This window comes from Arthrobacter sp. BK1 (assembly GCF_056680055.1).
This window is the reverse complement of record NZ_CM155263.1, coordinates 1,001,443-1,025,218: the sequence shown is the minus strand read 5'-3', so window position 1 is coordinate 1,025,218 and position 23,776 is coordinate 1,001,443. Positions and strand designations below refer to the sequence as shown.

Sequence of the window (23,776 nt, the reverse complement as noted above, 5' to 3'; positions counted from 1 at the left end):
TGAGTTCTCCGGTACTGCACCTCCTTTCAGGAACGCTCACTGGTGCCGGCGAACGGCGGGGTATTTTTCGGTTAGGAAATCTTGCGCTTCCGGAGCATCAGCAGCCCGGCGATCAGGAGGAGAAGGGCGACGGGGACAAACGTCATGTCGACGCCGGTCTTCGCCAGGGTGGTTGTGCCGCCCTGACCGGTGGTGCTGCTCATCGCGCTGCCGGTTGTTCCAGCCGCCGGTACGGAGCCGGTGATGCTGCCGGCAGGGACAACGGTGATTCCGGTTGTAGTCGTTCCTGCGGTGCCCGTTGTTCCGGTGCCGCCGGTGCCCGTGCCTGCACCCGGAGTGTCGATGCCGCCCGTGGTGCCGGTGGTGCCGGTGCCCGGGTCCGTGGTGTCGCCGGGCGTTTCGGTGCCCGGGGTTTCGGTACCGGGAGTCGTGCCGCCGTCAGTGCCGCCGCCGATGATTACCGATGCATCGAGATCAACCGCTGAACCATCCAGAACTCCGGTGTTGCCCAGGCCAAGGTCGACGTCAACGACGGCTTCCAGGCCGTCGCCTACGCCCGTACCGGGGTTGGTACCATTCGTGCCCACGCCCAAACCCAGGTCGACGGCTGCGACGACATCGGCCGTGGTGCTGCCGTCTGTGCTGCCGAGGACGCTGTCGCCGAGTCCGAGGTTGATGTCTGCGGCGGCTGCGACGTCGGCGGTGGTTCCGCTGCCGTCTGTGCTGCCGAGGACGCTGTCGCCGAGTCCGAGGTTGATGTCTGCGGCGGCTGCGACGTCGGCGGTGGTTCCGCTGGCGTCTGTGCTGCCGAGGACGCCGTCTCCAAGTCCAAGGTTGACGTCTGCGGCGGCTGCGACGTCGGCGGTGGTTCCGCTGGCGTCTGTGCTGCCGAGGAGGCTGTCGCCGAGTCCGAGGTTGATGTCTGCGGCGGCTGCGACGTCGGCGGTGGTGTTGCCCGCGTCGGTGCCGGTGAGGAGGCTGTCGCCGAGTCCGAGGTTGATGGCTGCGGCGGCTGCGACGTCTGCGGTGGTTCCGCTGCCGTCTGTGCCGGTGAGGAGGCTGTCGCCGAGTCCGAGGTTGATGTCTGCGGCGGCTGCGACGTCGGCGGTGGTTCCGCTGCCGTCTGTGCTGCCGAGGACGCCGTCGCCGAGTCCAAGGTTGACGTCTGCGGCGGCTGCGACGTCGGCGGTGGTTCCGCTGCCGTCTGTTCTGCCGAGGACGCCGTCTCCAAGTCCAAGGTTGACGTCTGCGGCGGCTGCGACGTCGGCGGTGGTGTTGCCCGCGTCGGTGCTGCCGAGGACGCCGTCTCCAAGTCCAAGGTTGACATCTGCGGCGGCTGCGACGTCGGCGGTGGTTCCGCTGCCGTCTGTGCTGCCGAGGACGCCGTCGCCGAGTCCAAGGTTGACGTCTGCGGCGGCTGCGACGTCGGCGGTGGTTCCGCTGCCGTCTGTGCTGCCGAGGACGCCGTCTCCAAGTCCAAGGTTGACGTCTGCGACAGCGACGACATCCGCCAGTGCCGACGGCGTTGGGTCACCCAGCAGGCCCAACGACGTCGTGTCTGAAGATGCCGCCGCCGAGACCAGGGCGGTGGCGGAAAGGTCCGGTCCGGCGGTGCTGTCCGCGGCGCTTGCTGCGGTGGCGCCGAAGGCAAGTAGCCCGCCGGCAAAGAGGGTGCTGAGCAGCCCCCTGCGAAGGTTGCAATCCATGGTTTTTTCTCCTGAAAAGTTGATTTGGGGGCGCCGAAACAGCGCCTCAAGGCCGCTTTCTGCCCATCAAAAAGGGCAGCAGGGCTCAACTAATCAGGAGAGGAACCGGGGTCGAACGACACCGGTGAAGGGGAATGCTGAGGTGAGGCGCTGATCGGGGCGTTTCCCGGCAGCAGAACGTCGAGGCTGTACTCGTCCAGCCAGGCGGCCGCGCTTGTGGGGCCAGACGGCGAAGCTCCGCTCCCAGCGCCCGAGGCAGGACCTGCAGGGGCCGGGGCCGGAGGCGTTGAAGGATCGCGCGTCAGCGAACTTACCGGGCCCGCTGAACGGATGGCAGCGCTGGTCATCGACGGACCAGACCCTGTCGCCGCAAGGCCGCCCTGTGGGACGAACGAATTGTATGAGGCGGTGCCTGGATCATGTGCAGGGACAACTTCACCTGCGGCAGGGGCCAATGCGGTCTCGGCGACTGTCGAGATCCTGCCGGAACCGGCAATGTCCCCTGCAGGCAGTCCGTCCAACGCGCCAGGCAGGGCAACCGGCAGCGGCGGCACAGTGCCACCGGTCAGCTCCACCACGGGCCGCAGCACAGGCTCAAGAACCGGCAGGGCCGCAGCGAGCGGAGGGGTGACAGTCTCAACGAGGGCTGCCGTAGCGGAGTCGGCTCCTGCGGCCACGGGGACGGCCAGGGCCGAGACGGTGTCTGCCGGAACAGCCTGATTCACAACGGGCACAGTGGCTGCGAGCTGATCGGCTGCACCTGCCACAGTTCCCACCAGGGGCTCCAGGAGCCCGGCGGAACCGGATGGCTGGGTTGCGGGAGAAACGGCGTCCTGGAGCGGCGCAACCGCGCCCGTCAGGGGAGCCGGGAGTGACGAAACGGAGGATGTCAGCCCGCCCAGAAGCGAGCCGGACTCGGTGGACGAGTCTGCCATCGCGGCAGTGGAAGAAAGCGTCAGCCAGGCAACCGTTGCCGCGCCTGCAAGGGCGAAGGGCCGGAGCGCACGCCATGGCGAACGAGCTTTAGCCATGCGTACCACCCCCAGTGCCGTTGAAACGGACGATTTCTACAGCGTATGACTTTCCTGTGCAACGCGTCTAGGGAAAAAGGGAATTTAACCAGCAAACTTACTAAATAGTTTATCGGGGCGTCGATAATCATCATCGGCACGACAATCCGGTTTACCGCTTAAGTCACCGACGCTTCCAGGCTAGGGCGTGACCTTAGTGCGCATCATTCGGGTAGCTGACGCCCAGCTGGCCGCGGACCCCGTCGAAGAGCCGCATGGTCTTGATCGAATCCTCCAGGGGCATGACAGGGCTCTCGGTGAGGCCCTGCTGGATACAGCGCGTCACCTCGCGGAGTTCGTAGGTGTAGCCACGGCCGACGACGTCGAACGGCTCCGTGCGCAGCTCGCCGAGGCCGATCCCCACCACAAGTTCCCGCGGGTTGTTGATGGAACCCAGACTCTGGAGGTACCCCAGGCTTCCTGCCACGGTAGCTGTGCGTGGCCCGTGCGCGAGGAGGGAGGAGGTCAGCTGGGCCTGGGCGCCGTGGTTGTAGCCGAGCGTTAGCGCATTCTGGGCGTCCACGCCGTCGTCGTTGATGAAACCGGTGGCACTGACGGTCTGGGGGAATCCCAACGTCCCCACGGCCCACAGCAGCGGGTACACCGTGATGTCAAGGAGGGCTCCGCCGCCGTCCTGCCGGGCCCACAGCCTGGAGGTGGGGGAGTAGGGGGCGGGAAAACCCAGATCGGCGGTCACCCAGTGCACATCTCCCAGTTCACCGGAGGCCGCAATCTCGAAGGCCCGCTGCATCGACGGCAGGAACCGGCTCCACACGGCCTCCATCAGGAAGAGCTTCCGTTCACGTGCTACCGCCACGAGCTCGCTGGCTTCCCTGGCATTGATGGTGAACGCCTTTTCGCACAGGACGTGCTTGCCGGCGTTGAGCGCGGCAAGCACGATCTGGTGGTGCTGCGCGTGCGGAGTGGCGACGTAGACCACGTCCACGGCTTCATCGGCGAGCAGCCGCTGGTAGCCGTGGACGCCGTCGTCGTCCCAGTAGGACCTGCCGAAACCATAGGCGGCGGCGAAACTCTCCGCCGTGTCCCGGCCCCGCGAGCTGACGGCATAGAGCTCGGCGTCTGTGAGCAGCGCCAGGTCCTGCGACACCGACCGGGCAATCCCGCCGGTGGCGATGACACCCCAGCGAAGGGTCCTTCCGGTGGCGGACTGCGGGTCCTGATCGGACTGGCTGGACAACCACGGCGTGGGAATTAGCGCGCTCATGGTGCCCATCCTCTCATTCAGACCACTGCCGACGTCGGATCAGCAGGGATCTCAGGCCATGGCCCGGGCAGGTTCCTCCGTGAGTTTGCCTTGCTGGAGCCGGAACCGGCGGTCAGTCTTGTTGGCAAGCGCCCTGTCGTGGGTGACCACCAGGATGGTGGTGTTGTGGTCACGGCTGAGCGCGCTTAGGAGCTCGATGATGTGGTCTCCGGTCTGCTCGTCCAGGTTTCCCGTGGGCTCGTCGGCCAGGATCAGCTTGGGTTCATTGGCCAGTGCCCGTGCGATGGCCACCCGCTGCTGCTCGCCGCCGGAGAGCCGGTTAATGCGCCGGACCTGCTTGTCGGGGTCCAGTTGCACCTGGGCCAGCAGGTCCCTTGCCCGCTCCAGCCGCTGCGCCTTGCGGATGCCGGCAAACTCCATCGGAAGCATCACGTTGTCCACGGCGGACAGGTTGGGGATCAGGTTGAACTGCTGGAATACGAACCCGATGTCCCGGCGCCGGTACTCGGTCAGCTTGCCGTCCGGCATGCCGGCCAGGCTGACGCCGTTGACGACGACGTCTCCGCTGGTGGGTTTGTCCAGCGCACCCAGGAGTGACAGCAGGGTGCTCTTGCCGCTGCCGCTTTTGCCCACAATGGAGGCCAGCGTGCCCTGCTCGAGGATGAAGCTGACATCGTTGACGGGTTTGATGGTGCGGTCACCGGAGTTGAACGTGCGTACCAGGTTCTTGACTTCAATCATGGCTATTCTCCTCGCAGAACTTCGATGGGACGGATGCGGGCTGTAAGCAGCGCGGGGATGAGCGCTCCGATGATGGCCACGCCAAATACCGCGGCGATTCCGGCGGCGATGACGCCGGGGGAGGCGCTTGCTGTGACGGAGGTCAGCAGCTGGGAGGCGCCGCCAAGGGGGCCGCCGGTTCCACCCGGGAACCCTGCCCCGCCGCCCGGCATTCCGGCGCCGCCGGCCGCGCCGGCCATGGCAGCCCCGCGCCCGGTGGTGGCCGCCGTCGTCGTCGTGGTGGTGTTGGTGCTGATCAGCGCCGAGGCGATGCCCCCGCTGGCGAAGGAGGCAATGGCCGCGCCTACCGCGCTGCCCATGGCCACCAGGACCAGCGCTTCAAGAACGAACTGCAGTCCGATGGTGCGGTTGGGGGCGCCGATGGCCTTCAGCACACCGATTTCGCGGCGGCGTTCGCGGACCAGCATCACCATGATCAGGAGAATGATGAGTCCGGCGGTGCCCAGGGCCGCCACGAAAGCGATGAAGGAGATGTTCTTGACGCTGCCGAGCGAGCTGACGGCGCTCTCCAGGTTCTGGCCCTGGGTGACGTCCGCTTTGTCGGTGCCGAGGGCTGTTTCCAGCGCGGCCTTGGCTGACTGGACGTTCTCCATGCTGTCTACAGTGACGATCATGGTGGACAGCTCGTCCGGCAGCCCGGCGAGCGTCTGCGCCGTCGGCAGCGTCACGTACAGGGCGTTGTTGCCGAACGTGGTGCCCGAATCGAACAGGCCGGACACAGTGTAGGTCTGGTCGTTGACGGTGAAGGTGGACCCGACGGACAGCCCGTTCTTCTCGGCCAATGTGGTTCCCAGCAGGGCGCCGGTGGAGGCTGCCGCGTAGTCGCCCAGGCCGGTGCCGTCGGTGATGGCCAGGGCCTTGCCCGTGGAATCCACCTCGGCTCCTATTCCGGTTGCGGTGATCGGGAGCGAGCGTGCGGGCTGTGTGGTGGTGCCAGTGGTGCCGTTGGCGGCCTGGTTCCGGCCGCCCAGCGTGCCGGCGTCCACGGCTGCAGTGAGGCTGGTGGTCAGCGTTGCGGCGGACGCGCCGCCGGGGCCGCCCTGAGCGCCGGCGGGACCTCCCTGGGTGCCGGCCGCAGTCTGTGCTGCCGCCTCGACGGCGTTCCGCAGCCTGAGGGAGGTGGTCCCGACGACGGAGCTGACGTTGGGAACTGCGGCTGCGGTGGCCGCCTGCCCGGTTGTCAGCGGTTCGCCGCCGCCTTCAAATCCCTGGCCTCCGGCCGGGTTGACGGTCAGGACGGTGCCCACAGAGGAATTCAGCTCCTGGACTTTGGCCCCAACGGCCTGGTTGGCCACCAGCATGGCGAGGGCGAGGCCGATCGCGACGGCAAGGACTGCCACCACCGCTGCCGTTCGCACTTTGTTTCTGAAGGCATTGCCAACACTTCGGGCAAGGACGCTCACTGTACTCCTAGGATCCGGGGCCGGCATCTGGCCGGCGTCTGCTCCTACCCTCGTGGCACTCGCTGTGCGGGAAAGCGGCTGAAGCTGTGATTGGCCTGTGAAACCGGTCCTGGAGTGCAAGAGCGTTCGGAAATTTGTTGCAGGGAGTGCAAGAGCGTTCGGGAATTTGTTGCGGGAAGTGCAAGAGCGTTCGGGAATTGGTTGCGGGGAGTGCAAGAGCGTTGGAAACGGCAGAATGCCCCGGCTCGAGTGCGGAGCCGGGGCATTCTGGTGAGGCGGGTGTTACTTGGTGATCGGGCCCAGTGCCGGATCGTCCACGTAGGCCGTCTTCACGTTGGCTGCCGTGACGATGACCGGTTCCAGCAGGTACGCCGGAACGGTCTTCACCGTGTTGTTGTAGGACTTGTCGTCATTGATCTCAGGCGTCTTGCCTGCCTGCAGGTCCTTGACCATGACGATCGCGTGCTCAACGAGCTTGCGGGTGTCCTTGTTAATGGTGGAGTACTGCTCACCCGCAAGGATGGACTTCACAGACTCAACTTCGGAGTCCTGGCCGGTGATGACCGGGAGCGGCTTGCCGGCAGCCTTGACTGACGTCAGGACAGCGCGGGCCAGGGTGTCGTTCGGGGACAGAACGCCGTCAAGCGAAGCGGTGCCGTAGCTGCCGGTAAGCAGCGTGTCAGCGCGGCGCTGGGCGTTTTCAGCTTTCCAGCCCTGGGTGACGGCCTGTTCGAAACTGGTCTGGCCTGAGGCAACCTTGAGGGTTCCGTCATCGATCTTCGGCTTCAGGACGCTCATGGCGCCGTCGAAAAAGACCTTGGCGTTGGCATCATCCGGGGAGCCTGCGAAGAGTTCGATGTTGTACGGTCCGGCCGGCTTCTTGGCCTTCATGCCGTCCAGCAGGGCCTGGCCCTGAAGTTCACCGACCTTGAAGTTGTCGTAGGCCACGTAGTAGTCCACGTTCTCGGTGTTCAGCAACAGGCGGTCGTACGCGATGATCGTGGCGCCGGAGTCCTTGGCCTGCTTCAGCTGGGTACCCAGCTGGGCGCCGTCGATGGCACCGACGATGATGACCTTGGCGCCCTTGGTGATCATGGCGCTGATCTGGTTCTGCTGTTCGGAGACGCCGCCGTTGGCGAACTGCACATCCGGCTTGAAGCCGGCGCTGGAGAGCCCGTCGTTGAACAGCTTCTCCGCCAGGACCCAGTTCTCACTGGTCTTCTGGGGGAGTGCGACGCCGATCGAGGAGCTTTGTTCGAAGCCTGCAGCTCCGGTGCCGCCGCCGGTGGTGCCGGGCTCGGTGCGGCCGCAGGCTGTCAGCGCCAGCGCCGCGATGGCAGCAACAGCTGCAGCCTTTCCTGCTTTACCAATCATTCGCATTGTTGGGTTCTCTTTCTCTGGGGGTTTGTGAATCGGAGGGTCTCTGCGTTCATGCTTCCCGGGCGATTGTTTCCTTGGTGGAGGTGACTTCGTCAGGCTGGTTGGGGTTGCTTGGCCCGCCGGAGGGTCGGTTGAAGTTGCGGGTCAGCAGGCCGATGATCGAGGTCTTGCCCTGTGTCTTGTTGTAGACGTCAAACGCGACAGCGATCAGCAGGACCAGGCCCTTGATGATCTGGGTGAGGTCGGCGCCGACGCCCAGGAGCTGGAGGCCGTTGTTCAGGACGGCCATCACCAGGCCACCGATGATGGACCCGATGACGGTGCCCACACCGCCGGTCACCGCGGCGCCGCCGATGAAGACTGCCGCGATGGCATCCAGTTCCCAGCCCACGCCGTCGAACGGTCCCGAAGCCGTGGAACGGCCCACGAAGATCATGCCTGCCAGGCCGGCCAGGATGGACATGTTCATCATGACCAGGAAGTTGACCTTCTTGGACTGGACGCCGGACAGTTCTGCCGCGTGGCGGTTGCCACCCACTGCGTAGATGTGGCGGCCAACGACGGTCTTGGAGGAAATGAAACCGTAGATCAGGACCAGGACCGCCAGGATCAGGCCGGGGATGGGGAAGGATGTGCCGGGCCTGCCGGTTGCGAACAGGTACGTCGCATACAGGATGGCGCCGCAGATCAGGACGAGCTTGAGGATAACAACCCAGGTTTCCGGAACTTCAGCGCCCAGGGCGATGGCCGTCCGGCGGCGGCGGATTTCGGAGAAGATCACAAAGGCGACGGCCGCCAGGCCGATCAGCAGTGTCAGGTTGTTGTAGCCGAGGTTCGGCCCCACCTCGGGAAGGTAGCCGGAACCGAGGTACTGGAAGTCGCTGGGCACGGGGATGGTGTTGGATTTACCGACAAACTGGTTGAATCCACGGAACAGGAGCATACCTGCCAGGGTGACGATGAAGGCGGGGATGCCCACATAGGCTGTCCAGAGCCCTTGCCACGCTCCGATCAGAGCACCGAGGAGCAGCCCGAGCAGCACGCCTGCATACCAGGGGATGCCCCAGTCCCTGATGGCCAGGGCGACAGTGACGCCGACAAACGCGGCGACGGAGCCCACGGAGAGGTCGATGTGGCCGGCGATGATCACCAGCACCATGCCGATGGCCAGGATCAGGATGTAGGAGTTGCCGTTGAAGAGGTTGATCACGTTGCCCGGGGTGAGCGTACGGCCCTCTGTGGTGATCTGGAAGAAGACGATCAGCGCAACCAGGGCGAAGATCATCCCGAATTGGCGGGTATTGCCGCCGAAGAGCTTCTTGAGCGCGTTCATTGTTTCAGTCCTTGTTTCTGGAAGGATCTGGAGGAATCCAGAGGGTCAGGCGGCTTTGCGGGAAGAAGTCATGAGTTTCATCAGGCTTTCCTGGCTCGCTTCCTCTTTGTCCAGGACACCGGTGATGGCGCCTTCGAAGATGGTGTAGATCCGGTCCGAGAGGCCCAGCAGTTCCGGCAGTTCCGAGGAGATCACAATGACGCCTTTTCCTTGGTTGGCGAGCTGCTGGATGATGCCGTAGATCTCGTACTTTGCCCCGACGTCGATCCCGCGGGTGGGCTCGTCCAGGATCAGCAGGTCCGGGTCCGTGAACATCCACTTGGCCAGGACCACTTTCTGCTGGTTTCCGCCCGAGAGCTTGGCCACGCCTTCCTCGACTGACGGTGTCTTGGTCCGCAGTGACTTCCGGTATTGTTCGGCAACCTTGAATTCCTCGTTGGTATCCACCACGCTGTTGTGGCTGATCTTCTTCAGGTTCGCGGACACGGTGGTGGTCTTGATGTCATCGAGCAGGTTCAGGCCCAGGGACTTGCGGTCCTCGGTGACGTACCCCAATCCGGCGTCGATCGCGTGGCGGACGGACTTCAGGGTGATCTCCTTGCCGTCCTTGTAGATGTGGCCGTTGATGAACCGGCCGTAGGACCGTCCGAAGACGGAGCGGGCCAGTTCGGTCCGTCCAGCGCCCATGAGGCCGGCAAAGCCAACGATTTCGCCGCGGCGGACGTAGAAGTTCGAACCCTTGCAGACCATCCTGTCCTGGATGGCCGGATGGCCAACAGTCCAGTCCTTGACCTCGAAGAACACTTCGCCGATTTTGGGCGTGTGGTCCGGGAAGCGGGATTCCAGGGTGCGCCCCACCATGCCCTTAATGATCCGGTCCTCGTCAACGCCGTCGGCTTTCACGTCCAGAGTTTCAATGGACTTGCCGTCGCGGATGATGGTGATGGAGTCTGCGATCTGCTCGATCTCGTTCAGCTTGTGGGAAATGATGATCGAGGTGATGCCCTTGCCCTTGAGGCCGAGGATCAGATCCAGCAGGTGCTGTGAATCTGATTCGTTCAAGGCCGCGGTGGGCTCATCCAGAATCAGGATCTTGACGGACTTGTTCAGCGCCTTGGCGATCTCCACCAGCTGCTGCTTACCGACGCCGATTTCCTTGATGGGGGTGTCCGGGTCCTCCCTCAGGCCTACCCTGGCCAGCAGTTCGGTGGAGCGCATCCGGGCTTCCGCCCAGTCAATCACGCCGCGTTTGGTGGGTTCATTGCCCAGGAAGATGTTCTCCATGATGGAGAGCTCCGGGATCAGTGCCAGCTCCTGGTGGATGATCACGATTCCGGCATGTTCGCTGGCGCGGATGTCGCGGAACTGCTGGATCTGCCCCTGGTAGACGATGTCGCCGTCGTAGCTGCCGTAGGGGTATACGCCGGAAAGCACCTTCATCAGCGTGGACTTGCCCGCGCCGTTTTCGCCGCAGATGGCGTGGATTTCGCCGGCCTTGACGCGGAGGCTGACTTCCGAGAGTGCCTTGACGCCGGGAAACTCCTTGGTGATGGAGCGCATCTCCAGGATGACCGGGTCGGTGTGCGTGGTGTGGGACGTCATTTGCCCTTACGCCTCCAATGCATGACTTCTTTGTCCGCCCAGCAAAGTGCGGGGGCGTCTGATGAAAAAGTAAACTTGATCACACCGGTTGTCGTCAAGTCTTGAACGCAATTGCCGGATAACAACTTGGACTACGTGCGCCGGATCCCGGCGTGTTGGAAGACCAGGGCAGCTGCGCCCAGGGCTTCCGCACGGTCCCCCAGCGAGGACATGGTCAGGGTGGTGGTCTCGCCGATCACCGGCACGGCATGCCGGATCAGCCCCCGCCGGATGGGGTCCAGGAGCAGGTTTCCCAGGCCTGCAAGGGGTCCGCCCACCACAATGACCTCAGGGTTGATCAGGTTGGCCACGTTCCCCAGGGCGCGGCCCACCGCCAGGCCTGCGTCGTCCACTACGCGCAGTGTCGCCGAGTCCCGGGCGAGGGCCTTGGCCACGATGTCGGCGGGCGTGAGCGGCCGGTCCTCACCGCGGCTGAGCAGTTCGATCATGGTGGTGGTTGAGGCGATGGTCTCAAGGCAGCCGCGGTTGCCGCAGCGGCACACCAGCCCCTGCTCATGGATGGTGGCGTGGCCGATTTCGCCGGTGATTCCGACATGGCCGTAGTAGGGCGCGCCGTTCAGGATCAGGCCCGCACCGATACCCGAACCGATCTTGAGGAACATCAGGTTGGTCACGCCGGTGTGGGGCCCCCACGTAACCTCGGACCAGGCACCCAGATTGGCGTCATTATCAACAAAGACGGGCATTTTGAGTGTGTCCTCCAGATGCTGGAGGATGTTGATGCCCACCCACTCGGGGAGGATTGCCCCCTGCGCGACGGTCCCTGTCCTGCGGTCGATGGGACCGGGAATTCCGACGCCGGCACCTACCACGGCGGTCCGTTCCACGGCGTTTTCGCGCAGCAGTTTATCCAGCAGCACCACCGCGGCCCGGATGCCCTCCTCGGACTGATGCCCCAGCGGGAGCATCACGGATTCCTCGGCGATCACGTGGTAGCTCAGGGAGGCCAGGACCACCCGCAGATGCCGCCGGCCGAAGTCGATTCCCACGGCCACCGCGCCGTTGCTGTTGAGCCGTACATTGAGGGCCCGGCGGCCCGAGCTGGTGATCGGCTCGGTGGATGCCAGGCCGGAATCCTGCATGACTTTGACGATGTTCGAAACCGTGGCGGTGGAGAGGCCTGTCTGGCGTGCAAGTTCGGCCTGCGTGGAGGGGCCGCTCATCAGGGTCTCGATGATCCGCTGCTGGTTCAGTTGCCTGAGGGCGGACTGGGACCCCGGATTTTTCGGCTTGCTCCTCGCTGAGCGCGATGTGGCGGACATGAAAAGAAGATTGCCCTACTTTGACTGTTGTAGTCAAGAAGTTAACGCAGCGCAGGTCCGCGCCACCGTGATCGAGCCGGGTGAAACTCCGGACTAGCTGTGCAGTTCCCGGTGCGCGCGGGCCAGTTCCACATACCGCGCAGCGTTCTGCTTCACTCCGTCGAATTCTTCATCGGTGAGTTCCCGCCGGACCTTCGCCGGGACGCCGGCCACCAGCGAGCGGGGCGGCACAACCGTTCCTTCCAGGACCACGGCGCCGGCTGCAACCAGCGACCCGCTGCCGATCACCGCACCGTTGAGCACCGTGGCGCCCATGCCGATCAGGCAGTCATCCTCCACAGTGCAACCATGGACGACGGCGGCATGCCCCACGCTGACCCCGGCTCCCACGCTGCAGGGGAAGCCCGGGTCCGCGTGCAGCACTACGTTGTCCTGCAAATTGCTGCCGGCACCCACGCTGATTGCTGCCGTGTCCGCACGCACTGAGACGCCGTAAAAGGCGCTGGAGTCCTCGGCGAGCGTAGCCCTGCCGATGATTGATGCCGTGGGGGCGACAAAGGCGGATGCGTGGACGGCCGGAGTGTTGCCGGCGAAACTGTGAAGAGGAGCCATAAGCCCAGCCTAGAACAGCATCCTGACCGGACAAGGTGGGAAGGCGGCCAGACAGTCAGTTAAAGACCACGGTCCGGTTGCCGTCCAGCAGGACCCGGTGCTCGGCATGCCATTGGACCGCCTGGGTGAGGGTGCGGCCCTCCACGTCCCGTCCCATCTGGACGAACTGTTCCGGGGTGCGGGCGTGGTCCACCCGGATGACTTCCTGCTCAATGATGGGTCCCTCGTCCAGGGCTGCAGTCACATAGTGGGCTGTTGCGCCGATCAGCTTCACGCCGCGGGCATGGGCCTGGTGGTACGGCCTGGCACCCTTGAAAGAGGGGAGGAACGAGTGGTGGATGTTGATGGCCTTGCCGGTGAGTTCCGCGCACAGCTCATCTGAGATGATCTGCATGTAGCGTGCGAGCACCGTGAGTTCGATGTCGTTCTCAGCCATGATGGCGCGCAGCTTGTCTTCCGCCTGGGACTTGTTGTCCGGAGTGACGGGAATGTGATGGAACGGGATGCCGTAGAACTCAGCAAGCCCGGCCAGGTCCTGGTGGTTGGAGACAATTGCCGGGATCTCGATGGGCAACGTCCCGGAACGCTGCTGGAACAGGATGTCGTTCAGGCAGTGGGCCGACGTACTGGCCATCAGGAGCGTGCGGACCTTCCGGCCAACGGCGTTCAGGCTCCACTGCATGCCGAATGCCTCCGCCACCGGTTCCAGTGCCGCGCTGAGCTCCGACCGGGCCGCCGTCGTCGTAACCTCCACGCGCATAAAGAAGTTCCCGGTGGCCGGGCTGCCGTATTGCTGGGAATCCAGGATGTTGCCGCCGGCCACCAGCAAGGCGCCGGCTACGGCATGGACAATCCCGGGACGGTCCGGGCACGACAGGGTTACTACATACGCTTGGTTCAGCTGCTCATCAGTCACGCGTAACAGCGTACCCGCGCGGGGTGCAGGGGTTTGGTACTGTGGTGGCGTCGCAACTGGCGTTGGGTGGCTAACCACCAGGGAGCGGCAATCACGAAGACCACGGATCGTACGCCTGGGCCGAGGGTCATGTTTTGCCGGAAAAGTGCTGCAACCCTGACGGGGAGCGGCACTCTCTTGTGCGCGTCTGTGCCCGCCATCTGGTCATCTGGGGACAGTGTGCAGCGCCAGCCGGTAGCCTGACCTTGCAGTGCCCGTATCCCTAGCCAGGAGTTTTTCGTGACCACTACCGCCACCACAACAGCCGAAGTCAGCAATCAGCCGCTGGCCGAGCTCGATCCTGAAATTGCCGCAGTCCTCGCCCAGGAACTTGGCCGCCAGCGCGGCACCCTGGAAATGATTGCCTCCGAAAACTTCGCCCCGCGCGCCGTGATGGAAGCCCAGGGCTCGGTCCTGACCAACAAGTACGCCGAGGGCTACCCGGGCCGCCGCTACTACGGTGGCTGCGAATATGTGGACATCGCCGAGCAGCTGGCCATCGACCGCGTCAAGGCACTGTTCGGCGCCGAGTACGCGAACGTCCAGCCGCACTCCGGTGCACAGGCCAACGCCGCCGCCCTCTCCGCGATGATCACCCCCGGTGACAAGATCCTTGGCCTCTCGCTGGCCCACGGCGGCCACCTGACCCACGGCATGAAGCTGAACTTCTCCGGCAAGCTGTACAACGTCGCCGCCTACCAGGTGGAGCAGGACAACTTCCGCGTGGACATGGACAAACTGCGCGAGCAGGCCATCGCCGAAAAGCCCCAGGTCATCATCGCCGGCTGGTCCGCCTACCCCCGCCACCTGGACTTCGCAGCCTTCCGTTCCATCGCCGATGAAGTGGGCGCCCTGCTCTGGACCGACATGGCGCACTTCGCCGGACTGGTTGCCGCAGGACTGCACCCGAGCCCGGTGCCGTACTCCGACGTCGTTACCTCCACGGTGCACAAGACCCTCGCCGGCCCGCGCTCCGGCGTGATCCTGGCGAAGCAGGAGTGGGCCAAGAAGATCAACTCCAATGTGTTCCCGGGCCAGCAGGGCGGCCCGCTGATGCACGTCATCGCAGCCAAGGCCGTGGCCTTCAAGATCGCCGGCACCGAGGAATTCAAGGAGCGCCAGGAGCGTGTCTTGGAAGGCGCCAGGATCATCGCCGACCGCCTCAACCAGGCCGACGTCGCCGAGGCAGGCGTCTCCGTCCTCACCGGCGGCACCGATGTTCACCTGGTACTCGTTGACCTCCGCAACTCGCAGCTGGACGGCCAGCAGGCCGAGGACCTCCTGCACTCGGTGGGCATCACCGTGAACCGCAACGCCGTGCCGTTCGACCCCCGCCCGCCGATGGTCACCTCCGGCCTGCGGATCGGCACCCCCGCACTGGCAACCCGCGGCTTCGGCGCCACGGAGTTCACCGAGGTGGCCGAGATCATCGCCACCGCGCTGAAGGCAGGCTCCGCTGCGGACGTTGAGTCGCTGCAGTCCCGCGTGGACAAGCTCGCCGCCGACTTCCCGCTCTACCCGCAGCACGAGCAGTGGTGAACCCGTCCATGGCGCAGACCGCCAAGATCCTTGACGGCAAGGCAGCCGCTGCCGCCATCAAATCCGAGCTGGCTGAGCGCGTCGCAGCCCTGAAGTCCCGCGGCGTCACCCCCGGGATTGCCACTGTCCTGGTGGGTGCTGATCCCGCGTCGCAGCTGTATGTGTCGATGAAACACAAGCAGTCCGTGCAGATCGGGATGAACTCGATCCAGCGTGAGCTTCCGGCGGATGCCACCCAGGCCCAGGTTGAGGCCCTCATTGACGAACTCAATGCGGACCCCGCCTGCCACGGGTACATCGTGCAGCTGCCGCTTCCCAAGCACCTGGACACCGACGCCATCCTCGAGCGGATCGACCCCGCCAAGGATGCCGACGGACTCCACCCGACCAACCTGGGCCGGCTGGTGCTCAACGTCAGCGGCGAGATCACCACGCCGCTGCCGTGCACGCCCCGCGGCGTCATTGAGCTCCTGGAGCGCAACGGCTACAGCCTCAAGGGCAAGCACGTCGTGGTGGTGGGCCGCGGCGTGACGGTCGGGCGGACCATTGGGCTGCTGCTCACCCGGCGCGCCGTGAACGCCACCGTCACGCTCACGCACACCGGCACCGAGAACCTTTCGGAGCTGCTGCGGCAGGCTGACGTCATTGTTGGCGCCGCGGGTGCCAAGCACATCGTCAAGGCTGCTGACGTGAAGCCGGGCGCGGCCCTGCTCGACGTCGGCGTCACCCGGGAGACTGACTCGGAAACCGGCAAGAGCAAGGTTCACGGCGATATCGATCCCGCCGCTGCCGAGGTAGCGGGCTGGATTTCGCCGAACCCCGGCGGGGTCGGTCCCATGACCGTGGCGCTCCTGATGACCAACGTGGTCGAGGCTGCGGAACGCCAGGCGGGAACCGCCTGATTCCAACGGGGAACCAGTAACGCCCGACGGCGGCACGCACCTTTTTCACGAAAGGAGCCGGCCGCCGTCGGCCGTTATATGCACAGCCACACCTGACTGCACGGCCGCACCGCCGAAGTGCAAGTCCCCTTTCACATTGCCTGACGCTCCACTAGTCTGCGGAGGGTGCGCAACAAAGCCATCGTGCCCTCCAACACCTCCGGCGGCGTTCCTGCCCGCCACCAGGCGGTCATCGAGGCCAAAGACCTGCGCAAAACCTATGGCGACGTCGCCGCCGTGGACGGCATTTCCTTCAGTGTTCCGGCGGGGGAGTCCTTCGGCCTGCTGGGCCCGAACGGCGCCGGGAAATCCACCACCATGAAAATGATCGGCGCCGTCACCCAGCGAACCTCCGGGACGCTGTCCATTATGGGCCTGGATCCGGACAGCCACGGCCCCGAAGTGCGGGCGCACCTGGGCGTGGTGCCGCAGCAGGACAACCTGGACGAAGAGCTGCGGGTCCGGGACAACCTGCTGGTTTACGGCCGCTATTTCGGCCTGCCCATGAGCTACCTCCGGCCGAAAGCCGACGAACTGCTGGCGTTCGCCCAGCTCACCGACAAAGCAAAATCCAAGGTGGACGCACTGTCCGGCGGCATGAAGCGGCGCCTTACCATCGCCCGTTCGCTGATCAACGAGCCTCGCATCCTCCTGCTGGACGAACCCACCACAGGGCTGGATCCGCAGGCCCGCCACATTTTGTGGGACCGGCTGTTCCGGCTCAAGGAGCAGGGCGTTACCCTGATCCTGACCACGCATTACATGGATGAGGCGGAGCAGCTGTGCGATCGGCTGATCGTGGTGGACAAGGGAAGGATCATGGCCGAGGGGTCCCCGGCGCAGCTGATCCGGGGGCATTCCACCCGCGAGGTGCTTGAACTGCGGTTCGGCTCCGAACGCAACGCCACCATCGGCGCTGAACTCCAGGGGATCGGTGAGCGCCTCGAAGCCCTGCCGGACCGCGTGCTGATTTACGCGCACGACGGCGAGGCGGCCCTTGAACAGGTTTCTTCCCGCGGCCTGAGGCCGCTGACATCGCTGGTGCGAAGGTCATCCCTGGAGGACGTGTTCCTGCGGCTGACCGGCAGGAGCCTCGTTGACTGAGGAGGTGGCCACCGGCGCGGCGGCTGGCACCGGTTCCCGCGCCCATTCCCCGGCGGTGGCCGCCGCCAAAGCGCGCCGGTGGGGCGCGTTCTACTTTGCCGAGCAGGTCCTCAGGGTTATGAAGGGCTACGGCTGGTCCATCCTGATGTACAGCGTGGGGCAGCCCGTGGCCTACCTGTTCGCCATGGGGGTGGGGCTGGCAACGTTGGTTGAGCCTGAAGACGCCGGCGCCTTCGGCGGGGTGAGCTACCTGGTCTTCATCGCCCCTGCGCTGCTGGTGTCCGCTGCTGTGATGACCGCGGCCAATGAGTTCACGTTCCCTGTGATGGATGGCTTCAAATGGCGGCGCGTCTACTACGGGCCGCATGCTTCACCGCTCACTCCGCAGCAGATCGCAGCCGGGCAGATCATGGCGGTGACGCTCCGGCTCCTGCTGCAATCCGCCATCTACTTCGGGGCCGTGGCATTGTTTGGCGCCGCTCCTTCCGGCTGGGGCTGGGTGGGAATCGTGGTGGCCACTCTTGCAGGGTTGGCCTTTGGCCTGCCCTTGATGGCCTACTCCGCGTCCATCAAGGACGACAAAGGCCAGTTCGCGATGGTCATGCGCTTCATCGTTATGCCCCTGTTCCTTTTCTCCGGGACCTTCTTTCCGCTCGAAACACTGCCCGTGGCTGTGCGGTGGATCGGCTGGATCTCACCCATCTGGCACGGTACCGAACTGGGCAGGGTCTTCAGCTACGGCTACGAGGAACCGCCGGTCCTCACCGTGGTGCACATCGGTGTGCTGGCTGCGCTCGCCGCCATGGGGTGGATCCTCACCAAACGCCAGTTCGTCCGGCGGCTCGGGCAATGAGCATCCTGACCCGCGGTCACAGCGCCGCAGAGGAGGCCCGGAACAGGACCTTCGGGCCGTTGTATTCGCGCAACGCCAAAGCCGTGATTGAGCGGGGGCTGATGGCCACCCGCAGCACCAACTGGCTGGTGATGCTCTCAGGCTTCTTCGAGCCCGTGCTGTTCCTCATCTCCATGGGAGTGGGGCTGGGCGCCATCGTGGGCACTGTGCAGGGCCCGGACGGTACTGCGATCAGCTACGCGGCCTACATCGCGCCGGCGCTGCTGGCCGTCTCCGCCATGAACGGCGCCGTGTACGACTCCACCTGGAACGTGTTTTTCAAAATGAACTTCGCCAAGCTCTATCAGGGAATGCTTTACACCTCGCTGGGGCCACTGGATGTGGCCGTCGGTGAGATCTTCCTGGCGCTGCTCCGCGGCCTGCTGTACGCCACCGGGTTCACGGCCGTGATGGGCGTGATGGGACTGATCACCACGCCCTGGGCCATCCTGATGATCCCGGCCTCCGTGCTGATCGCCTTCGGATTCGCGAGCCTGGGCATGGGGATCACGAGCTTTCTGAAGACGTTCCAGCAGATGGACTGGATCAACTTCATCATGCTGCCCATGTTCCTGTTCAGTGCCACGTTCTACCCGCTCAGCGTCTACCCGCAGTACGTCCAATGGTTCATCCAGGCCATGCCGCTCTGGCACGGCGTGGAACTGCTGCGCCAGATCAGCGTTGGCATGTTCACCCCGGCCACCGCGGTCCACATCGGGTACTACCTGGTGATGACCGCGTTGGGCATGCTCCTCACCACGGTCCGCCTCCGCAAGCTGTTCCTGAAGTGATTCCCTCCTCCGCCGGGCTGTCCCGGCAGAGGTCCTGTTCGCCCGGGGTGGAAGGTGCGCTGGCCCGCTGCGGCGTTTGAGACAATAAACCCATGCGATCCCTGAGTAACCCTCAATCCCCGTCCGGCCGGTCCAAGGGCGGCTTCTCCATGCTCCGGATCAGCGGCCCGGGGATGATGGTCTTTGTCATCGCTTTCCTGGTTGCCGTGATCTTCGCAGCTAACCAGAACGACGTCGTGGGCTGGGTTGTTGCCATCATCGCCGGCTTCTGGCTCGCGCTCGCAGCCTTCGTGGTCTTCAGCATCCAGAAGGCCGCCAAAAAAGCCGGCGCCAAGCTGACCGAAGCCCAGAACGCGTTCAACACCGCAGCCGGCCGCGCACCGACGTCGTCCTCTGCTGACCATGGCGGCACCCGGGTGGTCTCCGAGCGCACCGAAGCCGACGAAGTACGCGACCTCAAGCTGGACCACTCGTTCAAGATCGTGCAGGTGCAGATCCGCGTGGTGGAGCAGGAACGTGCCAAGGGAGCGGCGGGCGACCAGGAGACCATCCGCCGCGCGCTGGAGACCATCGAGATCACCGCCACCAACGCCCGGGACATTATCCGCTCCGCCGGCGGAACCGGCGACCCGGTCAGCGGAACCATCATCGACTAGAGTAGAGCGGGTGAGCTCGGCATTGAAGAAGGACCACCTTCGCATCGCATCAGTCAACGTCAACGGCCTCCGGGCTGCCTATAAGAACGGCATGGCGGCATGGCTGGAGCCACGCGAGGTCGATATTCTTTGCCTCCAGGAGGTCCGCGCCCCTGACGCAATCGTCCGCCAGCTGCTCGGCGAGGGCTGGCATATCGTGCACGCCGAAGCCGAAGCCAAGGGCCGCGCCGGCGTCGCGATTGCCTCGCGTGAGGAACCCCTGGATACCCGCAACGGCATCGGCGATGACTACTTCGCCACCGCCGGCCGCTGGGTCGAGGCGGACTTCCGGGTGTATGACACTTCCGGCGCCGCCAGCCAGCTCTCCGTGGCCAGCGCCTACGTACACTCCGGTGAAGTGGGCACTCCCAAGCAGGATGACAAGTTCCGTTTCCTCGACGTCATGAGCACCCGCCTGCCGGAACTGACCAAGCACAGCGATCACGCTTTGGTGGTCGGCGACCTCAACGTGGCGCACACGCCCAAAGACATCCGGAACTCAAAGGGCAACGTCAAAAAGGCAGGTCACCTGCCCGAAGAACGCGCGTATTTCGACCGCTTCTTTGGCGAGGAAATAGGCTGGCATGATGTCCACCGCAACCTCGCCGGCGACGTAGACGGTCCCTACACCTGGTGGTCCCAGCGCGGCAAGGCCTTTGACAACGACACCGGCTGGCGCATCGACTACCACCTGGCCACCCCGGCCCTCGCCGCTGCCGCTTTCTCGGCAGTGGTGGACCGGGCGCCCTCGTGGGACACGCGCTTCTCTGACCATGCCCCGCTGGTAGTGGACTACCGGCTCTAGTTCTTAAGGTACCGAACGAATGACCAGCTCAACCACACCGCGCAAGCGCATCCTTTCCGGCGCCAAGCCCACCGCCGATTCCCTGCACCTGGGCAACTACATCGGTGCCGTCCGCAACTGGGTGGACATGCAGTCGGCCTACGACGCCGTGTTCTTTATCCCCGATCTCCACGCCATTACGGTGGACTTCGATCCGGCTGAGCTGACCAAGCGGACCCGTGTGGTTGCGGCCCAGTACATTGCGGCCGGCATTGATCCGGACAAGAGCATCTTCTTTGTCCAGTCGCACGTGCCCGAGCATGCCCAGCTGGCGTGGGCGCTGAACTGCATCACCGGCTTCGGCGAGGCTTCCCGGATGACGCAGTTCAAGGACAAGAGCCAGAAGTCCGGAACGGATGCCGCCACGCTCGGACTCTTTGCCTACCCCACCTTGATGGCGGCGGATATCCTGCTGTACCAGACTGACCTGGTGCCGGTGGGGGAGGACCAGCGCCAGCACCTGGAGCTGACCCGGAACCTCGCCCAGCGGTTCAACACCCGGTTTGGCGAGACGTTCACGGTGCCCGAGGCCACCATCCTCAAGGAAAGCGCCAAGATCTACGATCTCCAGAACCCCGGCGCCAAGATGTCCAAAACAGGTGAATCGGCCAGCGGCTCCATCCAGCTGCTGGAGGACCCCAAGCTCGCGGCCAAACGCATCAAGTCGGCCGTGACGGACGCCGGCACCGAGATCCGGTTTGATCCGGAGGAGAAGCCGGGTGTGTCCAACCTGCTGACCATCTACTCCTCGCTGACCGGCAAGTCCGTGGCGGAGCTTGAAGCCGAATACGCCGGCAGGATGTACGGCCACCTCAAGGTGGACCTCGCCGAAGTCATGGTCGACTTCATCACTCCGCTGCGGAACCGCACCAACGAACTGATGGCGGACCCGGCCGAGCTGGACCGCCTGCTGGCGCAGGGCGCGGAGCGTGCGCGGGAGATCGCTTCGGTCACCCTCGGGAAGGTCTATGACCGCATGGGCTTCCTGCCTTCCCTGAGCCTGGCGGGAGTCCGCTAAAGCAATGCCGGCCGCGAGTAAAGCCAGCGAGGGAATGAGCGTAGGCGTCATTCTGGGATTCCCCCCTGCCATCGCTGAGGAACTCCAGCGCTGGCGGGCTTCCTTCGGGGATCCCATGGCGGGGATTGTGCCTGCACACATCACGCTGGTCACCACCACGCCCACCCATGACTGGGAGGCAACCCGTGAACACGTCCGCAGCGTTGCCCGGCGCCAGGCCCCCTTCATGGTCACCGTCGCCGGGACGGGCTCCTTCCGCCCGGTCTCGCCAGTGGTCTTCATCAACGTGGAGGAGGGCTTCAACCACTGCGTTGAACTGCACGAAAAGCTCCAGACCGGTCCGCTTGAGCGTGACCTCCCGTTTTCGTACCACCCGCACGTGACCATTGCCCACGACGTTGCCCCGGAAAGCCTCGACGAAGCCGAAACGGTGCTGAAGGACTATAGGGCCACCTTCCCTGTGGTTAGCATGGGACTTTACGAGCACGATGCTGACGGCATCTGGCAGCTACGGGAAGAACTGGACTTTGGGACCGAAACTGACGAGTACGAAGGCCCCAGGGGCACCGAAACAGTCGAGGACGCAGACGCCAACGCCGGCTGAGCCCCCGCTTCCTACGGAGCAGGCACGGTTGAAGCTTGCCGTCAGCCAGAAGCGGATGGCGTGGGGCAAAGCCAGAAGGTCCGACGGCGGCCCGGTGGCGAGCCTGCTGGCGATGGTGCAGTGGCTTCTTGCGCGGCTCAATGCCTTCCGGCCCATGCGCGCCTGGCAGCACTACAACCTCCAGCACGGCCCTTTGATGAGCGCGGGCATCGGGTTCAGGATGTTCTTCTCCATCACAGGCCTGCTGGCCACCGGCTTCTCCATCGCCGGCCTGGTGCTGCGGGGCCAGCCCGCCCTGCTGGACACCATCATCGGCAGCGTGGCCCAGAGCGCACCGGGACTGCTCAAAGTGGGTGGCGGCGAAGGCCTGGTGGACCCCAAAGACCTTCTGAACCCGGACGGCCTGGGCTGGACCGCTGTCATTGCTGCCGTGGTCACCGTCGTCACGTCGCTGGGCTGGATCGACGGTCTGCGCAACGGACTCCGGGGAGTCATGCAGCTGCTGCCGTTGCGGACCAACCCCATCCTCCTCAAACTGCGCGACGCCGGCACCCTCCTGCTCCTCGGCGTCGCCCTGGTGATCAGCGCCGGAGCCTCCCTGATCTTCGGCACTGCGGCCGGCTGGGTCGCGGATTTCCTGCAGCTGGATGAGGCAGTGGCTGGCCCGCTGACCAACCTGATCAAGATCGGCGTGCCCCTGACGCTGAACTGGGTCACCGCCGTCATCATGTTCCGCCTGGCCGGCGGACTCAAGCTGAGCCGCCGGGCGCTCCTGGAAGGCACCATCCTGGCCGGTGTGGGGACGGCGGCTTTGCAGGTCTTCAGCACCGAACTGCTCGCCGGGGCGGGCCGGAACCCCATCCTGGCTCCGTTCGCCATCATCATCGGGCTGCTGATCTGGTTCAACCTCGTCAGCCAGGTCTATCTGGTCGCGGCCGCCTGGTCCGCCGTCCGCGAGGAAGACCTCAGGAGCGCACCCGCTGCCCACGACAAGGCGCTGCTGGGCGCCCGGCAGGTCCAGCCCGGGAAAGTACCGGTGGAGCGGCACGCGGATTCAGGCGTCGCCGGGGCATCAGTCAGCAGTGCCACTGCGACGACGCCGGTGACTACTGCCCGGCGTCGAGGTATTGCTCGGCCCAGGCAGAAATAATCCGGGCGGCCCGCGCCGCCTGGCCCTTGCCCGTCAACAGGTGATCGCTGCCTTCCAGGGACACGAAGTTCCGGGGGTGCCGGGCCGTCTGGAAAATGGTGCTGGCGTTCTCGATGCCCACGGTGTTATCCGTGGGGGAGTGCATCACCATCAGCGGCTTGTGAAGCTGACGGATGCAGTCGGTGAGATCTGCATTCTCCAGGTCCTCCACAAAATGCTTCCGGATTTCGACGCGCTTCCCACCGCCGAGAATGACCTCCGCGCTGCCTTCGCTCAGGATCTTGTCCAGGGCGGCATCAAAGACGTGGGCCACGTGCTTGGGCGAGAAGGGGGCACCAACTGTTGCGACGGCGTCGAGCTCCGGGATCTGGCGGGCGGCCGAGAGCACCGCGGCCCCGCCGAAGGAGTGGCCCACCAGCAGGGAGATGGCCTTGCCCTGGCCGCGCATGAACTCTGCGGCCTTGACGGTGTCCGCTACCTTGTGGCTGAACGACCCCGAAGCCCACTCGCCGGCGGATTCGCCCAGGCCCAGATTGTCGAAGCGGAGCATGCCGATCCCGGTGTCAGCCAGGGCCTTGCACATCCGTGAGGCCGACGGACTGTCCTTGCCCAGCGTGAAGCCGTGGGAGAAGACACCCCAGCCCCGGACAGTGCCCTCGGGGACATCGATGATGCCGGACAGGAGTTCCCCTGTGGAACCTTCGAAGCTGACCTTTTCGGAACGGGACACGGTTCACCTTTCAGTTAAAGCAACGCGGGGTCACTTCCGGCCCAATAACCAAGGTTTAT

22 protein-coding genes and 1 riboswitch are annotated in these 23,776 nt (G+C 64.9%); of the genes, 10 read left to right on the top strand and 12 right to left on the bottom strand.

Annotation, left to right across the window (positions count from 1 at the left end; translation table 11 throughout):
- Positions 1 to 71: 71 nt before the first annotated feature.
- The 11 genes from AC1MCA_RS04540 to purU all read right to left on the bottom strand — a co-directional run bounded on the left by AC1MCA_RS04540 (position 72) and on the right by purU (position 13,370).
- A complete protein-coding gene (locus tag AC1MCA_RS04540) occupies positions 72 to 1,706 on the bottom strand; it encodes a hypothetical protein (protein ID WP_479801501.1) in 1,635 nt (544 codons plus the stop codon).
- An 89-nt stretch (positions 1,707 to 1,795) separates the two neighbouring features.
- Positions 1,796 to 2,737 carry a hypothetical protein gene (locus tag AC1MCA_RS04535; protein WP_479801500.1) on the bottom strand — a complete coding sequence of 314 codons (942 nt, stop codon included), beginning with the start codon at positions 2,735 to 2,737 and terminating at the stop codon, positions 1,796 to 1,798.
- A 193-nt stretch (positions 2,738 to 2,930) separates the two neighbouring features.
- Positions 2,931 to 4,001: a Gfo/Idh/MocA family protein gene (locus tag AC1MCA_RS04530; protein WP_479801499.1), complete on the bottom strand. Its 1,071-nt coding sequence runs from the start codon at positions 3,999 to 4,001 to the stop codon at positions 2,931 to 2,933.
- A gap of 51 nt (positions 4,002 to 4,052) precedes the next feature.
- Positions 4,053 to 4,742 (bottom strand): ABC transporter ATP-binding protein, encoded by a 690-nt coding sequence (locus AC1MCA_RS04525; RefSeq protein WP_479801498.1) that lies wholly within the window; start codon positions 4,740 to 4,742, stop codon positions 4,053 to 4,055.
- A 2-nt stretch (positions 4,743 to 4,744) separates the two neighbouring features.
- Positions 4,745 to 6,205 (bottom strand): ABC transporter permease, encoded by a 1,461-nt coding sequence (locus AC1MCA_RS04520; protein ID WP_479801497.1) that lies wholly within the window; start codon positions 6,203 to 6,205, stop codon positions 4,745 to 4,747.
- 282 nt (positions 6,206 to 6,487) lie between these two features.
- Positions 6,488 to 7,585, bottom strand: coding sequence for a substrate-binding domain-containing protein (locus AC1MCA_RS04515; protein WP_479801496.1), 1,098 nt, complete (start codon positions 7,583 to 7,585; stop codon positions 6,488 to 6,490).
- Positions 7,586 to 7,634: 49 nt separating this feature from the next.
- Entirely contained in the window at positions 7,635 to 8,918 is a 1,284-nt protein-coding gene (gene mmsB / locus AC1MCA_RS04510) for a multiple monosaccharide ABC transporter permease (protein ID WP_108598787.1), read from the bottom strand.
- A 45-nt stretch (positions 8,919 to 8,963) separates the two neighbouring features.
- Positions 8,964 to 10,520: a multiple monosaccharide ABC transporter ATP-binding protein gene (gene mmsA, locus AC1MCA_RS04505; RefSeq protein ID WP_479801495.1), complete on the bottom strand. Its 1,557-nt coding sequence runs from the start codon at positions 10,518 to 10,520 to the stop codon at positions 8,964 to 8,966.
- 131 nt (positions 10,521 to 10,651) lie between these two features.
- Entirely contained in the window at positions 10,652 to 11,842 is a 1,191-nt protein-coding gene (locus tag AC1MCA_RS04500) for an ROK family transcriptional regulator (RefSeq protein WP_479801494.1), read from the bottom strand.
- Between the two features lie 93 nt (positions 11,843 to 11,935).
- Entirely contained in the window at positions 11,936 to 12,454 is a 519-nt protein-coding gene (locus AC1MCA_RS04495; protein ID WP_479801493.1) for a gamma carbonic anhydrase family protein, read from the bottom strand.
- A 55-nt stretch (positions 12,455 to 12,509) separates the two neighbouring features.
- Positions 12,510 to 13,370: a formyltetrahydrofolate deformylase gene (purU, locus tag AC1MCA_RS04490; protein ID WP_108598783.1), complete on the bottom strand. Its 861-nt coding sequence runs from the start codon at positions 13,368 to 13,370 to the stop codon at positions 12,510 to 12,512.
- 42 nt (positions 13,371 to 13,412) lie between these two features.
- Positions 13,413 to 13,498, top strand: a riboswitch (ZMP/ZTP riboswitch).
- A 151-nt stretch (positions 13,499 to 13,649) separates the two neighbouring features.
- Between purU and glyA the strand changes: the two genes are divergently transcribed.
- The 10 genes from glyA to AC1MCA_RS04440 all read left to right on the top strand — a co-directional run bounded on the left by glyA (position 13,650) and on the right by AC1MCA_RS04440 (position 22,987).
- A complete protein-coding gene (gene glyA / locus AC1MCA_RS04485; protein ID WP_479801492.1) occupies positions 13,650 to 14,948 on the top strand; it encodes a serine hydroxymethyltransferase in 1,299 nt (432 codons plus the stop codon).
- A gap of 8 nt (positions 14,949 to 14,956) precedes the next feature.
- Positions 14,957 to 15,850, top strand: a complete 894-nt coding sequence (locus tag AC1MCA_RS04480) for a bifunctional methylenetetrahydrofolate dehydrogenase/methenyltetrahydrofolate cyclohydrolase (protein WP_108598792.1) — start codon at positions 14,957 to 14,959, stop codon at positions 15,848 to 15,850.
- A 183-nt stretch (positions 15,851 to 16,033) separates the two neighbouring features.
- Positions 16,034 to 16,993 (top strand): ABC transporter ATP-binding protein, encoded by a 960-nt coding sequence (locus AC1MCA_RS04475; protein WP_479803290.1) that lies wholly within the window; start codon positions 16,034 to 16,036, stop codon positions 16,991 to 16,993.
- The gene (locus tag AC1MCA_RS04470; RefSeq protein ID WP_479801491.1) at positions 16,986 to 17,846 is read left to right on the top strand and encodes an ABC transporter permease; all 861 of its coding nucleotides are present in this window, start codon (positions 16,986 to 16,988) and stop codon (positions 17,844 to 17,846) included. Before AC1MCA_RS04475 ends, AC1MCA_RS04470 begins: the two co-directional genes overlap by 8 nt.
- On the top strand, positions 17,843 to 18,676 hold the full coding sequence (locus AC1MCA_RS04465; RefSeq protein WP_479801490.1) for an ABC transporter permease: 834 nt from the start codon (positions 17,843 to 17,845) through the stop codon (positions 18,674 to 18,676). Before AC1MCA_RS04470 ends, AC1MCA_RS04465 begins: the two co-directional genes overlap by 4 nt.
- Before the next feature lie 92 nt (positions 18,677 to 18,768).
- Positions 18,769 to 19,332: a hypothetical protein gene (locus tag AC1MCA_RS04460; RefSeq protein ID WP_479801489.1), complete on the top strand. Its 564-nt coding sequence runs from the start codon at positions 18,769 to 18,771 to the stop codon at positions 19,330 to 19,332.
- Between the two features lie 10 nt (positions 19,333 to 19,342).
- Positions 19,343 to 20,176: an exodeoxyribonuclease III gene (locus AC1MCA_RS04455; RefSeq protein ID WP_479801488.1), complete on the top strand. Its 834-nt coding sequence runs from the start codon at positions 19,343 to 19,345 to the stop codon at positions 20,174 to 20,176.
- A 19-nt stretch (positions 20,177 to 20,195) separates the two neighbouring features.
- Complete coding sequence (trpS, locus tag AC1MCA_RS04450) at positions 20,196 to 21,233, top strand: tryptophan--tRNA ligase (RefSeq protein ID WP_108598778.1); 1,038 nt, start codon at positions 20,196 to 20,198, stop codon at positions 21,231 to 21,233.
- A 4-nt stretch (positions 21,234 to 21,237) separates the two neighbouring features.
- Positions 21,238 to 21,837, top strand: coding sequence for a 2'-5' RNA ligase family protein (locus tag AC1MCA_RS04445; protein ID WP_108598777.1), 600 nt, complete (start codon positions 21,238 to 21,240; stop codon positions 21,835 to 21,837).
- Positions 21,838 to 21,892: 55 nt separating this feature from the next.
- Positions 21,893 to 22,987, top strand: a complete 1,095-nt coding sequence (locus tag AC1MCA_RS04440) for a YihY/virulence factor BrkB family protein (RefSeq protein WP_108598789.1) — start codon at positions 21,893 to 21,895, stop codon at positions 22,985 to 22,987.
- On the opposite strand, the gene AC1MCA_RS04435 is transcribed toward AC1MCA_RS04440, so the two are convergent.
- The gene (locus AC1MCA_RS04435) at positions 22,944 to 23,717 is read right to left on the bottom strand and encodes an alpha/beta hydrolase family protein (protein WP_479801487.1); all 774 of its coding nucleotides are present in this window, start codon (positions 23,715 to 23,717) and stop codon (positions 22,944 to 22,946) included. The genes AC1MCA_RS04440 and AC1MCA_RS04435 overlap by 44 nt on opposite strands.
- Positions 23,718 to 23,776: the final 59 nt, after the last annotated feature.

Coding starts and splice junctions, on each gene's coding strand:
- AC1MCA_RS04540 (WP_479801501.1), bottom strand. CDS start 1,706: ATGGATTGCAACCTTCGCAGGGGGCTGCTCAGCACCCTCTTTGCCGGC.
- AC1MCA_RS04535 (WP_479801500.1), bottom strand. CDS start 2,737: ATGGCTAAAGCTCGTTCGCCATGGCGTGCGCTCCGGCCCTTCGCCCTT.
- AC1MCA_RS04530 (WP_479801499.1), bottom strand. CDS start 4,001: ATGAGCGCGCTAATTCCCACGCCGTGGTTGTCCAGCCAGTCCGATCAG.
- AC1MCA_RS04525 (WP_479801498.1), bottom strand. CDS start 4,742: ATGATTGAAGTCAAGAACCTGGTACGCACGTTCAACTCCGGTGACCGC.
- AC1MCA_RS04515 (WP_479801496.1), bottom strand. CDS start 7,585: ATGCGAATGATTGGTAAAGCAGGAAAGGCTGCAGCTGTTGCTGCCATC.
- mmsB (WP_108598787.1), bottom strand. CDS start 8,918: ATGAACGCGCTCAAGAAGCTCTTCGGCGGCAATACCCGCCAATTCGGG.
- mmsA (WP_479801495.1), bottom strand. CDS start 10,520: ATGACGTCCCACACCACGCACACCGACCCGGTCATCCTGGAGATGCGC.
- AC1MCA_RS04500 (WP_479801494.1), bottom strand. CDS start 11,842: ATGTCCGCCACATCGCGCTCAGCGAGGAGCAAGCCGAAAAATCCGGGG.
- AC1MCA_RS04495 (WP_479801493.1), bottom strand. CDS start 12,454: ATGGCTCCTCTTCACAGTTTCGCCGGCAACACTCCGGCCGTCCACGCA.
- AC1MCA_RS04480 (WP_108598792.1), top strand. CDS start 14,957: ATGGCGCAGACCGCCAAGATCCTTGACGGCAAGGCAGCCGCTGCCGCC.
- AC1MCA_RS04465 (WP_479801490.1), top strand. CDS start 17,843: ATGAGCATCCTGACCCGCGGTCACAGCGCCGCAGAGGAGGCCCGGAAC.
- AC1MCA_RS04460 (WP_479801489.1), top strand. CDS start 18,769: ATGCGATCCCTGAGTAACCCTCAATCCCCGTCCGGCCGGTCCAAGGGC.
- trpS (WP_108598778.1), top strand. CDS start 20,196: ATGACCAGCTCAACCACACCGCGCAAGCGCATCCTTTCCGGCGCCAAG.
- AC1MCA_RS04445 (WP_108598777.1), top strand. CDS start 21,238: ATGCCGGCCGCGAGTAAAGCCAGCGAGGGAATGAGCGTAGGCGTCATT.
- AC1MCA_RS04440 (WP_108598789.1), top strand. CDS start 21,893: ATGGCGTGGGGCAAAGCCAGAAGGTCCGACGGCGGCCCGGTGGCGAGC.